The organism is Xanthomonas bromi, assembly GCF_900092025.1.
Lineage (GTDB): Bacteria > Pseudomonadota > Gammaproteobacteria > Xanthomonadales > Xanthomonadaceae > Xanthomonas > Xanthomonas bromi.
Map to the genome: position 1 here is coordinate 111,624 of NZ_FLTX01000036.1, position 13,251 is coordinate 124,874.

The 13,251-nt window shown below is 66.4% G+C and carries 11 protein-coding genes; 6 read left to right on the top strand and 5 right to left on the bottom strand.

What is annotated here, in order from left to right; genetic code table 11:
- Window positions 1-29: 29 nt before the first annotated feature.
- Window positions 30-1,751 carry an ArnT family glycosyltransferase gene (locus XBLMG947_RS11660; RefSeq protein ID WP_065468834.1) on the top strand — a complete coding sequence of 574 codons (1,722 nt, stop codon included), beginning with the start codon at window positions 30-32 and terminating at the stop codon, window positions 1,749-1,751.
- A gap of 164 nt (window positions 1,752-1,915) precedes the next feature.
- On the top strand, window positions 1,916-3,193 hold the full coding sequence (locus XBLMG947_RS11665) for an O-antigen ligase family protein (protein ID WP_065468836.1): 1,278 nt from the start codon (window positions 1,916-1,918) through the stop codon (window positions 3,191-3,193).
- A gap of 191 nt (window positions 3,194-3,384) precedes the next feature.
- Here XBLMG947_RS11665 and XBLMG947_RS11670 read toward each other — a convergent pair whose 3' ends face one another.
- Window positions 3,385-4,209, bottom strand: coding sequence for a glycosyltransferase family 2 protein (locus tag XBLMG947_RS11670; protein WP_065468838.1), 825 nt, complete (start codon window positions 4,207-4,209; stop codon window positions 3,385-3,387).
- On the opposite strand from XBLMG947_RS11670, the gene XBLMG947_RS11675 reads away from it, so the two are divergent.
- A complete protein-coding gene (locus tag XBLMG947_RS11675; RefSeq protein WP_083993043.1) occupies window positions 4,210-5,268 on the top strand; it encodes a CDP-glycerol glycerophosphotransferase family protein in 1,059 nt (352 codons plus the stop codon).
- A 301-nt stretch (window positions 5,269-5,569) separates the two neighbouring features.
- On the opposite strand, the gene XBLMG947_RS11680 is transcribed toward XBLMG947_RS11675, so the two are convergent.
- The 3 genes from XBLMG947_RS11680 to ribA form a co-directional block, all read right to left on the bottom strand.
- On the bottom strand, window positions 5,570-7,075 hold the full coding sequence (locus tag XBLMG947_RS11680; RefSeq protein ID WP_065468840.1) for a PH domain-containing protein: 1,506 nt from the start codon (window positions 7,073-7,075) through the stop codon (window positions 5,570-5,572).
- Window positions 7,072-7,548: a PH domain-containing protein gene (locus XBLMG947_RS11685; RefSeq protein WP_065468876.1), complete on the bottom strand. Its 477-nt coding sequence runs from the start codon at window positions 7,546-7,548 to the stop codon at window positions 7,072-7,074. The genes XBLMG947_RS11680 and XBLMG947_RS11685 overlap by 4 nt, the downstream gene beginning before the upstream one ends.
- A 138-nt stretch (window positions 7,549-7,686) precedes the next feature.
- Complete coding sequence (ribA, locus tag XBLMG947_RS11690; RefSeq protein ID WP_065468842.1) at window positions 7,687-8,820, bottom strand: GTP cyclohydrolase II RibA; 1,134 nt, start codon at window positions 8,818-8,820, stop codon at window positions 7,687-7,689.
- Between the two features lie 244 nt (window positions 8,821-9,064).
- Here ribA and XBLMG947_RS11700 point away from each other — a divergent pair, with 244 nt between their 5' ends.
- Window positions 9,065-9,586 (top strand): GNAT family N-acetyltransferase, encoded by a 522-nt coding sequence (locus XBLMG947_RS11700; protein WP_065468844.1) that lies wholly within the window; start codon window positions 9,065-9,067, stop codon window positions 9,584-9,586.
- 49 nt (window positions 9,587-9,635) lie between these two features.
- Here XBLMG947_RS11700 and XBLMG947_RS11705 read toward each other — a convergent pair whose 3' ends face one another.
- The gene (locus XBLMG947_RS11705; protein WP_065468846.1) at window positions 9,636-10,550 is read right to left on the bottom strand and encodes a lauroyl acyltransferase; all 915 of its coding nucleotides are present in this window, start codon (window positions 10,548-10,550) and stop codon (window positions 9,636-9,638) included.
- Between the two features lie 99 nt (window positions 10,551-10,649).
- Between XBLMG947_RS11705 and dtd the strand changes: the two genes are divergently transcribed.
- Entirely contained in the window at window positions 10,650-11,090 is a 441-nt protein-coding gene (gene dtd / locus XBLMG947_RS11710; RefSeq protein WP_065468877.1) for a D-aminoacyl-tRNA deacylase, read from the top strand.
- 108 nt (window positions 11,091-11,198) lie between these two features.
- Window positions 11,199-13,073 (top strand): RNA polymerase sigma factor RpoD, encoded by a 1,875-nt coding sequence (gene rpoD / locus XBLMG947_RS11715; protein ID WP_065468848.1) that lies wholly within the window; start codon window positions 11,199-11,201, stop codon window positions 13,071-13,073.
- Window positions 13,074-13,251: the final 178 nt, after the last annotated feature.

A 13,251-nucleotide genomic window follows, 5' to 3' on the forward strand; every position in this document is an offset into this window, starting at 1 on the left:
CCACCCTCCGCGTCCGACTGCCGTCCGATATGCTCAAGAACCGCGCTTCCACCGATGTCTGGCTGCTGGCCATCACCGCCGTGCTGGTGATCGGCGCCGGCCTGGGCCTGCGCGACCCCTGGCCGGCGGACGAACCGCGCTTCGCGCTGGTCGCCAAGCAGATGGTGTTGAGCGGCGATTGGTTGTTCCCGCATCGCGGCAACGAGCTGTATTCGGACAAGCCGCCGATGCTGATGTGGCTGCAGGCTTTCTTCTACACGCTGCTGGGCAACTGGCGGGTGGCGTTCCTGCTGCCGTCGTTGCTGGCCGCGCTGGGCACGTTGGCCTGCGTCTACGATCTGGGGCGGCGGCTGTGGACCCGGCGCGTCGGCGTCTATGCGGGCTGGATGCTGCTGTTCACGCTGCACTTCACCTTCCAGGCCAAGAAGGCGCAGATCGACCCGCTGGTGGTGTTCTGGATCACCCTGGCCAATTACGGATTGCTGCGGCATCTGTTGATGGGGCCGGCCTGGCGCTGGTGGACGCTGGGCTGGTTCGCCGCCGGATTGGGTGTGATCACCAAGGGCGTGGGCATCATCGCGCTGCTGATGCTGATCCCGGCCGGCATTGCCGCGGCCCGTGGCTGGCCGGGCGTGCGCGTGCATGTGCGCGACCGGCGCTTCTGGCTGGGGCCGCTGTTCTTCTTCGTGGCGATCCTGTTGTGGTTCGTGCCGATGATGGTGACCGCGCTCACCGCCGGCCAGCCGGAATACCGCGTGTATCTCAACGACATCCTGTTGCGCCAGACCGCCAAGCGCTACGCCAGCTCCTGGGATCATGCGCAGCCGGTGTGGTACCACCTGCAAAGCATGGCCACGATGTGGCTGCCGACCATCCTGCTGCTGCCGTGGGCGATCCCCGCGTGGCGGCGCCGGCTCAAGCGGCGCGATCCGCGCTATCTGTTGCCGCTGGCGTGGTGGCTGCTGGTGCTGGTGTTCTTCACCATTCCCAGCGGCAAGCGCGACGTCTACATCCTGCCGGCGCTGCCGATGTTCTGCCTGGCGCTGGCGCCGTTGGTGCCCGGGCTGCTGCGCCGGGCCGGTGTGCAGCGGCTGCTGTTCGGTTTCTGCCTGTTGCTGGCAGTGGTGTTCAGCGCTGGTGGTTTGGCGATGCTGGTCGGCCATCCGGGCTTCGAGCAGAAGATCATGGACAGCCGCGGGGTCGGCAGCGAAGCCACCGACCCGCTGGGCTGGCTGCTGCTGGCGGTGGGGACCTGGGGCATCGCCAGCCTGTTGCTGCTGCGCGCGCGCCGCTCCGCGTTCGCGGTGGTCTCACTACTCGGTGCGTGGTGGGTGGCGTTCGGGCTGGTCTGCTATCCGATTTTCAACGATTCCAGTTCGTCCGGCGCGGTGATGCGCGAGGCCGGGCGTCGCATCGGCCCGGATGCGCAACTCGGGCTGGTGGCATGGAAGGAACAGAACCTGCTGATGGCCGACCGCCCGGCGCAGACCTTCGGCTTCAAGGTGCCATGGGAAACTCAATTGCAGCGTGGCGTGGTCTGGCAGGAAGAACACCCCGGCCAGCGCTGGCTGATGGCGCAGGAGACCGCATTGCTGGCCTGCGTGGATCGCAGCCGCAGCCAGTTGGTGGGCGTGGCCAACCGCCGGCGCTGGTGGTTGGTGCCGGCCGATGCGGTGCGCGGCGACTGCGTGGCCAGCTCCAGCGAACGCGCGGTGGAAGCGAAGGAGCAGGGCAACCTGGACACCGAATGAGCCAGCGCGCCCCACAGTCACGCCCACATGCCAGGCGCCATTGGTGCGGCGTCCATGCCGCTGTCAGCGGCTGTCTAGCAGGGATTCATGCGTCGCATCGTTAGCTTGGTCGGCGTTGCCGACGTCCGGCCACTGCGTTGCCACCCTTTTTCACCGATCTCTAGATGAATTCCGTGCATACCCAACCCGCGTCGCTGTCGCCGTCTGCCCCGACTACCTCGCGGGCAGGCGGACGCATTGCCGAGCTGGGCGCCTTCGCATTGACTGCGCTGGTGGTGAGCATGCCGAGCGGGCTGCTGCCCTTCGGCTTGTGCCTGCTGCTGGGTTCGCTGGTCGGGTGGCGTCGCCTGCGCGACGGCATCGCTGCGCGTGAATGGTCGTTGCGCGTGGTGGGGTGGCTGACGGTGGCGGTGATTGCAATGTCGCTGTTGTCGATCGCCTTGTTCGAACACGGGCTGCGCGATGTGGGCAACCGCTCGCGCTTCCTGGTGCTGCCATGGGCGGCGTTATGGGCATATGCGTTGCAGCCGCGCCAGGTGTGGCTGTGGCGCGGCGCCCTGGTCGGCGTGTTCGCGGCCATGCTGATCGCGCTGCTGCAGGTGATGAACGGGGCCGACCGCGCCGAAGGCTTCACCAACGCAATTGTGTTTGCCGACATCGCGTTGATGTTGCTGGTGGTGGCGGTGTTCTGCCGCCCGGTCAGCAATGTGCGCTGGCTAGTGGGCGCTGCGGTCGCCACCGTGGTGGTGATCGTGCTCAGCGGCAGCCGCGGGGTGTGGTTGGCGTTGCTGGCGACGCTGGGTGTGCTGATCTGGGGCGCGCCCTGGCATAGCGCGCGCATGCGCTTGCTGACCTTCATCGGTAGCGCGGTGCTGGCGGTGGGCGTCGCGTTCAGCGTGCCGGCCCTGACCGACCAGATGCGCCTGGGCGAATTGCAGAGCGACCTGCAACGTTACGAAGTGGGCGACACCGATTCGTCGGCCGGCGCCCGCATCGAACGCCTGCACGTGGCCTGGGACACCGTGAAGGCGCATCCGCTGATCGGTGTGGGTGTGGGTCGTTTCGACGATGCGATGCACGATGTGCCGGCCTGTGCCGCCGACCCGACGTTGTACCGTTGCCAGTTGGGACACGCGCACAACGATCTGGCCGAATGGAGTGCGACCCAGGGCGTGCCCGGCCTGTTGTTGTTGATTGCCGTCTATGGCGTGCCGCTGTGGCTGTTCGTGCGGCTGCATCGGCGTAGCGGCCAGCAGCAGTTCCGTGGTCCGGCCGCGGCCGGGGTGATGATGGTGATCAGTTATGCCTTGTGCGGGCTGACCCAATCGATGTTCGCGCACCAGGTGGCGGCAAGCTTCTACACCGCCATGGTCGGAGTACTGGTGGGTCTGGCGGCGCGGCAGGCGCAACAGGCCGAGTCAGGTGTGGCCAGTACGCGATAGCGGCGCATGCTCCATCGGCCGCATGCGCCAGCCGCATGCGCTTTGAGTGGCTGATCAGCCACCTACCAGAAGCCGAATGGGTGCAGTCGTTGCGGGAACCGGCGTGTCTCATGTGGACATCCCGCGGTCTGCACAGCGTTCGCGTCATTGGCAGCGGCTTGACGACTGTACTGGACGGTTTTTATCCATCCTTATTCGCTGCGTCGATCCGGTGCGCGCGGTGGATCCTGCACCGGCTGGTTGTGCTGCAGCAGCCACAACATGATGGTCTTCTGGCGCACGTAGTTGGCGCGCACATACGCGTAGATCAGCCCATGCCAGCCATCGCGAAAGCCGCCACGCAGCAGATAGCCGCGCCAGAAGCGCCAGGCCGGCGCCAGTACCAGCTTGCTCCAGGTCGCGCGTTTGCCGCGTGCGTGTTCGTGCTCGGCCATCATTTGCGCATAGCGCTGGGTCTTGGCCAACTGCTGCATCAGCGAGCGGTATGGGTAATGGATCAGATCGCCGGCCAGCGTCGCCACGGGACCATCCACGCTGGCGGCCTCGTGGATCTCGCGCTTGCCGCGCCAACCGCCACGGCGCCGATCGAACAAGCGCAACACCCGGTCCGGATACGCGTTGCCGTGGCGCAGGAAGCGGCCGAAGTAGTCCGATAAGCGTGCGAAGCGGTAGCCGGCCGCGTTGGCGAAGCCGGCATCGCGCGCAGCGATGATCGAGGCGCGCAGGTCATCGCTGACGCGTTCGTCGGCGTCCAGGCACAACACCCAGTCGTGGCTGGCCTGTGCCACGCAGAACGCCTTCTGGCTGCGGTAGCCATCGAAGGCGCGTTGCAACACGCGTGCGCCGTGTTCGCCGGCGATGGCGGCGGTGGCATCGGTGGAGCCGGAGTCCACCACCACGATCTCGTCGCAGAACGCCAGCGAGGTTAGACAGTCGCGTAGGCGATCGGCCTCGTTGAACGCGATAATGCAGGCGCAAATGCGAGGCCGTTCGTCGGGTGCGGTCGTAGAGGACATGTGATGGCCGATTACCTGCTGTTCGCAACGGAGCGTTACGCGTTGCCTATTCTGGCGCCATTGGCGCAGGCATTACAGGCCTCCGGGCACGCAGTGTCGGCCTGGTTTGAAGGCGGCGCGCGCGATCTGGCGCTGCCGGGTGCGCGCGCGGTCGGCGTGCGCGAGGCGCTGGGATTGCGTCCGCGCGCGGTCTTCAGCGCGGCCAACTGGGTGCCGCCGTTTGTGTCTGGCGCGAAAGTGCAGCTGTTTCACGGCTTCAATGTGCAAAAACGCGAGGACAATCGCGGTCATTTCCGGGTGCGTGGCCTGTTCGATCTGTATTGCACGCAAGGTCCGGCCACCACCGCGCCATTCCGTGCGCTGGCACAGCGTGAGGGCCATTTTGCGGTGGTGGAAACCGGCTGGCCCAAGCTCGACCCGGTCTTCCGCGACGATGGCGGCCGGAGCGCTGCCTTGCGCGCACCGGCCGCAGGCCGCCCGGTGATCCTGTTCGGTTCCACCTTTACCGAGCGGCTGAGCGCGGCGCCTGCGCTTTACGACGAAATCGCCGCCGACATCGCGCGCGGTGCGCATTACTGGCTGCTGACCTTGCATCCGAAGTGCGCTACGGAGCTGTTCGACCGCTATCGCGCACTGGCTGGTGCCAACGCACGCTTCATCGAGCCCGAAGAGGTCATGGCCGCGCAGCGTGCGGCCGACGTGCTGGTGTCGGACACCTCATCGATCGTGTCCGAGTTCGTGGTGCAGCACAAACCGGTGGTGACCTTCCGCAACCGCGTGCCGCAGCCGCATATGCTCGACTTCCAGCAGGCCGAGCAGTTGCCGCAGCAGCTGGCGCGCGCGCTGTCGCCGGATGCGGCATTGCGTGGTGCACTCGCCAGTTACGCCGATGCGATCCATCCGTATCGCGACGGGCGTTCCTCCGAACGGGTGATTGCCGCTACCGAGGACTTCCTTTCCGGCAAGCTCGGCGGACTGCGGCGCAAACCGCTGGGCGCGCTGTGGCGCGGGTTGCAGATCCGTCGCGAGCTTGGCTACTGGGGGCCGGCGCAACGCTAAGAGCAGCTGACACAATGCCTGCGCAGCCGTCAGGCGGGCGCGGTCGGTGCCCGGAATCGGTATGTCCCACGCGTCGATTGCGGTATTCCGCACGTGCGCACTCACTGGACGACTGCTCGCTACGTTTGGTAGCCGTTCTGAGTTGCATCGGCCGTGATCACTGCGGTGATCCTTGCCTGCAAGGCGCCGCCGAAGCGGATCGCCGTCATTGATCAGATCACTCAGCCGAGTTGCCCATGTCGACCAGTACAACTGCTGATCGACAAGACTGATCAGCACCATGACGGATCGCTGGCGGTGATCACCAGCGCAACTTGCGCCGCGCCAACGCGGCGCCGAGTTGCGCTTGCAACGCCTGCGCCTGGGCAAGCGGCACAAAACGCAGACGCAATGCCGGGCCGGTCGCACTGGCGCCGGCCGTATCCAGCCATAGTGTGGCGGTGCCGGACAGCCGATCCAGCGGCGAGCGTTGCAGCTGCAGCGCCTGCAGCTTGTCCAGCTCGGCCAGCCGCCACCAGCGCTTCCACCAGCCGCCGCGCACCGCAACGAAGCGCGCATCTACCGCGTAGGCCATGCGCTGCACCTGGCGCTGCGCCTTGAACGCGCTCCACGGCAGCCACGCCAGCAACCATAAGGCCTGGCTGCCGAAGTGCCACGCCAGTCCGGCCACCAGCGGCAGCAGCATCAACGCCGTGGGCAGGCTCAATCGCCACCAGCAATGCGTGGCGATCGGCTGCCACTGCGCTGGCGGCCATGCGATACCGGGTAGCAGGTGTTGCAGCAAGGCGTCGCAGCGCTGCGGATCGGCAGTGGGCGCGAGTTCTTTCAATGCGCTGCCGTGGGTGTCGCCAGTGCCGGCCACTGCCGTGTCCACCCGCAACTGGCGACGTCCGAACAGGCGATGCAGCAGGCCTTCGTAAAGCGTCCACGACTGGATCCGCCGTAACGCCACGCTGCTGCGGATCCGCGTCAGCAGCCCGCGCTCCACGGTGAGGCGGCGCTCGGATTCGCTCAAATGGAAGCCGTGGTACTGCGTCACCGCCAGGGCCACCGACAGCGCGCGCATTGCCATCAACACGGCAAGCGTGGCGATCGTCGCCAGGGTCGCCGTGACCGCGACGCCGGGATGGATCTGGCTGACGTAGCGGTACGCCAGCTCGCCGTTGTGCTCGACGAAGTCGGACACCGTGCGGCGCGGAATCATCTGGTAAATCACGCCGAAGCTGGCAGCCACCACGACCATGCCGCGGTTGGAAATCAGCCCCAGCCGGATCACCTCGGTCATCTGCAGGCGCAGCAGGCTGCCGCTGTCCTCGTCGATCTGCGGCGTCGCGGCTTCTGCGCCCGTCGCCCGGCGACGGATCAGGTCTTCCAGCGCCAGTGCCTGGTCCAGCCGCAGCACACGCATTTCCGCTTCCGGCTTATGCCCGCCGGCAGACTCCAGGCGGACCTCGGCCACGCCTGCCAGGCGATGCAGCAGCGATTGATGCACCACCACGTTATGGATGCGCGCGAACGGAATATCGCGCCGGCTGCGTTCCAGCAGGCCGCTGCGAATCGCCACGCCATCGGCGCCGATCCGGTAGCGGTAGGTGAAGTAGCGCAGCACCGAAATCGCCACCAGCACCGAAATCACCACGCCGGTGGCGATCTGGTCGGCAAAATCGCGATTGCCGTCGCGGCTGCCGAACAGGATCAGTGCGGCCAGCGGAATCAGGAACTGACGGATCTGCTGCAGCAATACGAACACCCACGACAACGGATGCAGGCGCTGCTCGTCGTTGCCGGGATGTTCGATGGCATTCATAGCGCGTCGTCGTCGTCATCGAGCTGCCGGGCCAGGCGGTCGCGCAGACGTTCTGCATCGTCCTGATCCAGCCCCGACAGCGCCACTGCGTTGAGCCGGCTGCCGGCGGTGTGCACCACCAGAGTGGTCAGGCGGGTCGCGCGTTCGATCGGCCCACGACGCAGGTCGACGTGCTGCACACGCGAAATCGGAACGCGCGTGTCGCTTTGCCACAGATGGCCGCGCTGTAGCGCCAGGCCATGCTGGTCGAGTTTCCAATGGGTCAGCCGGTGCCGCTTGACCGCGAACCAGGCACCCAGCAGGGCGATGGCCGCGGTCACGCCCAGCACCGCTGGCCATTGATGCCAGGCGTGCAGCCAGACCACCGTGACGCCACCTGCGATCAGGCCCGCACATCCGCCGCCCAGCGCGCCGTTGACCGCCGCCACATACGCACCGCGTCGCGGCAGCGATTGCCAGTGGCTGTGGTTGATGGCCGACGCTTCTGCCGGAGCAGACGGGACGATGAGGTCGGGGTGCGGCGGTGGAGCGTCGTGCACGAGGCTGGCCTGCAGAAGCGGTTCGCAAGCATAGCCGGCTGCCGAGTGCAGGCGCACCCGGCACCGGGCGCGCTACTGCGCAGCCAGGATCAATGCATCCACGTCCAGCGCATGTCCGGCACGCGCGGCCTTGGTGCGCAGGTACTGCTCGTTTTCGGCGGTGATCTCGCCGGTGATCGCGATGCGATCTTCGACCGCGATGCCGGCTGCGCGCAGGCGCTCGGCCTTGGCGGGGTTGTTGGTCAACAGCCGGATCCGGCCGATGCCCAGCCCGCGCAACATCGCCACCGCACTACCGTAGCGGCGCTCGTCCGGGCCAAAGCCCAACTGCGCGTCGGCATCGATGGTGTCCAGGCCGGCGTGCTGATAGCCGTAGGCGCGCATCTTGGCAGCGATGCCGGTGCCGCGACCTTCCTGATCCAGATACAGCAGCACGCCACCGCCCAGCTCTTTCAGCTTGGCCAGCCCATGCCGCAACTGGTCGCCGCAATCGCACTTGAGTGAGCCGAACAGATCGCCGGTCAGGCACGACGAATGCACACGCACCGGCACCGCCGCCGACAGGTCCGGCTGGCCGACCACGATCGCCACCTGGTCGCGCTGCGCCACGCCGCCGCGGAACACCACGAATTCGCTCATGCCCAGGCCGCGCAACGGCACCGGTGTGCGGGTCACCAACGCGTAGCCGGCGGCCGCGGAGGTGGCGCAGCCGCCGCGCAAATCGTCCAGTGCCAGCGACTGGCAGCCAGCGAACGCGGCCTGGTCGTGCACATCGCGCAGTTCCACCGCCAGCAGTGCCGGCAGCAGCAAGCCCAGCCGCGCGATCTCAACGCCGCCGGCATCCAGCGCATCGCCGGCCGTCCATTGCGTGGGCACCGGGGTGTCGCGCAGGTAGGCCAGTGCCGCGAGCTGGTCGTAGCTGTGATCGATCAAGCCCACCCGGGCGCCCTGTGGCGCGCTCAAGCCCAGCACCTGGGCGCGAGTCGGCGTCACGAACAGGTAGTGGCGGCCCTGCGCGGCGCGCGCGAAGGCCGCGTACGACTGCGCGGTGCTGCTGTCCAATGCCAGCACCGCACGCGCCTGTCCATCCGCCGCTGTCAGCAACACCGGACGCCCGGCGCGCAGCTCGGAGGCGGCGCGCTCACAGCGGATCGCCGCCGGATCGCCGAAGGCCTGTGCGCTAGGGGAGGGGACGGGGCTGCTCATGCACGACTCCAGATGGGGATGGCCACGGCCGCTTCAAGGCGGACGCCGCCGTGGTCACTGCGTGATCGCGTCCGCCCATTGTCGCGCGCCCGGCGACGGACAGTCGCCACGACCGGGTAGAACGCTGCATCCAGCCGCTGCCGATTGAGTGGCGCAGCATGCGTCGATTGGTTGCCTGCGGCGCGCGTTGTTCAGGACCTGGCAATGCTTTCTAATCGGACGACCTCTACGTTCGTCTGGCCCCATGCACATTGTCGATTGCAGCCAAGCGCGCCACGCCGGCGCCATTCTGGACATCTTCAACGACGCCATCGCCAATTCCACTGCGCTCTACGACTACCGGCCACGGCCGCCGGAGAGCATGGTTGGCTGGTTCGCCACCAAACAGGCCGGCGGCTTTCCGGTGATCGGTGTGGAGGATGCCGACGGCACCCTGATGGGCTTCGCCAGCTACGGCACCTTTCGCGCCTGGCCGGCGTTCAAGTACAGCGTCGAGCATTCGATCTATGTGCACCAGGACCATCGCGGCAAAGGCCTGGGACGCATCCTGCTGCAGGCCTTGATCGCAGCGGCGCAAGCGCGCGGCGTGCATGTGCTGGTGGGCGGCATCGATGCCAGTAACCAGGCCAGCATCGCCTTGCACGAACAGTTCGGTTTCACCCATGCCGGCACCGTGCGCGAGGCCGGTTTCAAGTTCGGGCGCTGGCTGGACCTGGCGTTCTACCAACGCATTCTGGCCACGCCCGCCGATCCGCACGACGATTGACGCACACGGCGCGGCTGCCGCGCTCGATCAGGCCGGCGCGGCGCGGCGATCAATGCGGATGCCGCTCCGTCGCATAGGGATTGGCCTCGCCGCTGCCGGGGGGACGCAGCGTGTAGCGCTTGTAGGTCCACTGGTATTGCGCCGGGTCGCGCCGGGCGATCTGTTCGATGCCGGCGTTGAGCGCGCTGGCGGCACGGACCGGGTCGGGGTCAGCCACCGCCGGGTCGGCCGGTTGCACGTGCAGGGCAAACTGCAGATCCCCGCCGGCGCGTTCGCACCAGCCGTACAACACGGTGGCGCCGGTGCGCTCGGCCAGCCGGTTGACCAGAGTCATGGTCAGCGCCTGCCTGCCGAAGAACGGCGCAAACACGCCATCGCCCATTTTCGGTTGCTGGTCGGGCAGGATGCCGACCGCACCGCCGTCCTTGAGCACCTTGAACAACTGCCGCACCGCCGGGCCTTCGGCACGCACCTGGCGCACGTTGTCGCCGCCGCGTGCCAGCTGCAGGAAACCGTCCACCGCCTCGGATTCCGGCGGCCGGTAGACAATGGCGATCGGCCCGCGCTCGGACAGCCACTGGTTGAGCAGCTCCCAGTTGCCGAAGTGCGGCGCGGCCACGATGACCCCGCGCCCGGAGGCCAGTGCGGCGTCGTACAACTCCTGGCCGTTGCGTTGCAGACGGGCCAGGTTCTCGGCCGGCGGTCGGGTCCAGGTGCGCAGTACTTCCAGGGTCTGTCGCGCGGTCGATTGCAGGATCCGTGCGTGCAACTGCGCGCGCTGCTCGGCGCTCAATTCCGGATACGCCAGTTCCAGATTGCGGCGGGCCACGCGCGCCTCGCGCGCATTGAGTTTGCGCCAGCTCCAGGCCAGCGTATCGGCCAGGCGTTGGAGCAGCGGCCACGGCAAGCGGCCCACGGTGGCGGCGGTGGCGTACAGCAATCGGGCACGGACATCAGGGTTCATCCGCGCAATTCTAAACAGCGTGGCCGGCGAAGACCCGCAGGTGACAGTGCGGGCCGCGCTGGGCATGCTGCCCGCACAGTTTGCTACCCAAGAATGCGCATGCTTGCACTGATCCAGCGCGTCACCCGCGCCAGCGTCACCGTCGACGACCAGATCGTCGGGCAGATCGGCCCCGGGTTGCTGGCGCTGGTCGGCGTGGAACCCGGCGACAGCGATGCGCAGATCCGGCGCCTGGCCGAGCGCCTGCTCAGCTACCGGGTGTTCGGCGACGACGCCGGCAAGATGAACCGCTCACTCACCGATACCGGCGGCGGCCTGTTGCTGGTCAGCCAGTTCACCCTGGCCGCCGACACCAGTTCGGGCAACCGCCCAGGCTTCAGCACCGCCGCGCCGCCGTTGGAGGCTGAACCCGCGTTCAATCGATTGGTGGCGATCTGCCGCGAAAAACATCGCGGCGGGGTGGAAACCGGGCGTTTTGGTGCCCATATGGTTGTCGACCTGGTCAATGACGGCCCGGTGACCTTCCTTCTCAGACCCTAGATACCGCACGTCCACCAGCGGTCCCGTCTTGATTCCGGCAGACCGGGCTTCACGCTGGTATAATGCTAGGTTCTCTTTCCAATCTCAAAGCCGGTGGCGCGAGCACTCATGGCCAACGAACGTCCTGCCCAGCAATCCGACATCAAGCTACTGATCAGCAAGGGCCTGGAACAGGGCTATCTGACCTACGCCGAAGTCAATGACCATCTGCCCGACGACCTGGTCGACCCGGAGCAGATCGAAGACATCATCAGCATGATCAACGGCATGGGCATCGATGTCCATGAAGTTGCCCCCGATGCCGAAACCCTGCTGCTCAACGACGGCAACACCGGCAACCGCGAGGTTGACGACACGGCCGCCGAAGAAGCCGCCGCCGCGCTGACCGCGCTCGACACCGAAGGTGGGCGTACCACCGACCCGGTGCGCATGTACATGCGCGAAATGGGCACGGTCGAGCTGCTGACCCGCGAAGGCGAAATCGCCATCGCCAAGCGCATCGAAGAAGGCCTGAGCCAGGTCCAGGCAGCACTGGGCGTGTTTCCGCTGTCGACCGAAATGCTGCTCGCCGATTACGAAGCGCACAAGGAAGGCAAGAAGCGTCTGGCCGAGATCGTGGTCGGCTTCAACGACCTGATCGAAGAAGCCGACGCCGCGGCCGCCGCGCTGGCCGCCGCCGGCCCGGTCGCCGTCGACGAAGACGCCGTCGATGAAGACGACGATGAAGACGGCGATGACGACGCTGCCGAAGAAGAAGCCGGCCCGACCGGTCCGGACCCGGTGGAAGTGGCCACGCGCATGGAGAACCTGGCCAACGAATACGCCAAGTTCAAGAAGGCCTACGCCAAGAACGGCGCCGAGCACAAGCTGGTGGTCAAGGCGCGCGAAGACATGGCCGCCATCTTCACCACGCTCAAGCTGCCGCTGCCGCTGACCGACGCGCTGGTCACCCAGCTGCGTGGCGTGGTCAACGGTATCAAGGACCACGAGCGCAAGGTGCTTCACCTGGCCACCACTGTGGCCCGCATGCCGCGCAAGGATTTCATCCGCTCCTGGGAAGGCAACCAGACCAACCTGGAATGGGTCGAAGACGCACTCAAGCGCAAGCAGAAGTGGTCGTCGGCGCTGCGCGACGTCAAGGATCAGATCATCTCCGAGCAGCAGGGCTCGATCGAGATGGAAAAGGCCAATTACCTGACCCTGGGCGAGATCAAGGAGATCAGCCGTGCGATGGCCTATGGCGAAGCCAAGGCGCGCAAGGCCAAGAAGGAAATGGTCGAAGCCAACCTGCGCCTGGTCATCTCCATCGCCAAGAAGTACACCAACCGCGGCCTGCAGTTCCTGGACCTGATCCAGGAAGGCAACATCGGCCTGATGAAGGCCGTGGACAAGTTCGAATACCGTCGCGGTTACAAGTTCTCGACGTATGCAACGTGGTGGATCCGTCAGGCCATCACCCGTTCGATCGCCGATCAGGCGCGCACCATCCGTATTCCGGTGCACATGATTGAAACGATCAACAAGTTGAACCGCATTTCCCGCCAGATGCTCCAGCAGTTCGGCCGCGAGGCCACGCCGGAGGAGCTGGCCAAGGAAATGGACATGCCGGAAGACAAGATCCGCAAGGTGATGAAAATCGCCAAGGAGCCGATCTCGATGGAAACCCCGATCGGCGACGACGAGGATTCGCATCTGGGCGACTTCATCGAGGACACCAACGTGGAGTCCCCGATCGACAACACGACAAACATCAATCTCTCCGAGACGGTGCGCGACGTGTTGGCCGGGCTGACCCCGCGCGAGGCCAAGGTGCTGCGCATGCGCTTCGGTATCGACATGAATACCGATCACACGCTGGAAGAAGTCGGCAAGCAGTTCGACGTCACCCGCGAGCGGATTCGCCAGATAGAGGCCAAGGCGTTGCGTAAATTGCGTCACCCGAGCCGTTCGGAACAGCTGCGCTCGTTCCTGGATATCGATTGACACCTCGGTCGTAACGTGCAGTGATCCCACAGCAGCCCCGCTCACGCGGGGCTGTTGCGTTGTAGTCAAGGCAGTTGGTTATGCGTGGCGCTCGGGCTGAAACGACATGCGCGCGTCGGGGAGACGCAGCGCCGATGCGTTCACGCAGTGGCGACGAAGCCACACGGTTACGCAACAT

What these genes read in the sequence shown, in the direction of transcription:
- XBLMG947_RS11660 (WP_065468834.1), top strand. Translation starts at nt 30, where the DNA reads ATGCTCAAGAACCGCGCTTCCACCGATGTCTGGCTGCTGGCCATCACC.
- XBLMG947_RS11665 (WP_065468836.1), top strand. Translation starts at nt 1,916, where the DNA reads ATGAATTCCGTGCATACCCAACCCGCGTCGCTGTCGCCGTCTGCCCCG.
- XBLMG947_RS11670 (WP_065468838.1), bottom strand. Translation starts at nt 4,209, where the DNA reads ATGTCCTCTACGACCGCACCCGACGAACGGCCTCGCATTTGCGCCTGC.
- XBLMG947_RS11680 (WP_065468840.1), bottom strand. Translation starts at nt 7,075, where the DNA reads ATGAATGCCATCGAACATCCCGGCAACGACGAGCAGCGCCTGCATCCG.
- ribA (WP_065468842.1), bottom strand. Translation starts at nt 8,820, where the DNA reads ATGAGCAGCCCCGTCCCCTCCCCTAGCGCACAGGCCTTCGGCGATCCG.
- XBLMG947_RS11700 (WP_065468844.1), top strand. Translation starts at nt 9,065, where the DNA reads ATGCACATTGTCGATTGCAGCCAAGCGCGCCACGCCGGCGCCATTCTG.
- XBLMG947_RS11705 (WP_065468846.1), bottom strand. Translation starts at nt 10,550, where the DNA reads ATGAACCCTGATGTCCGTGCCCGATTGCTGTACGCCACCGCCGCCACC.
- dtd (WP_065468877.1), top strand. Translation starts at nt 10,650, where the DNA reads ATGCTTGCACTGATCCAGCGCGTCACCCGCGCCAGCGTCACCGTCGAC.
- rpoD (WP_065468848.1), top strand. Translation starts at nt 11,199, where the DNA reads ATGGCCAACGAACGTCCTGCCCAGCAATCCGACATCAAGCTACTGATC.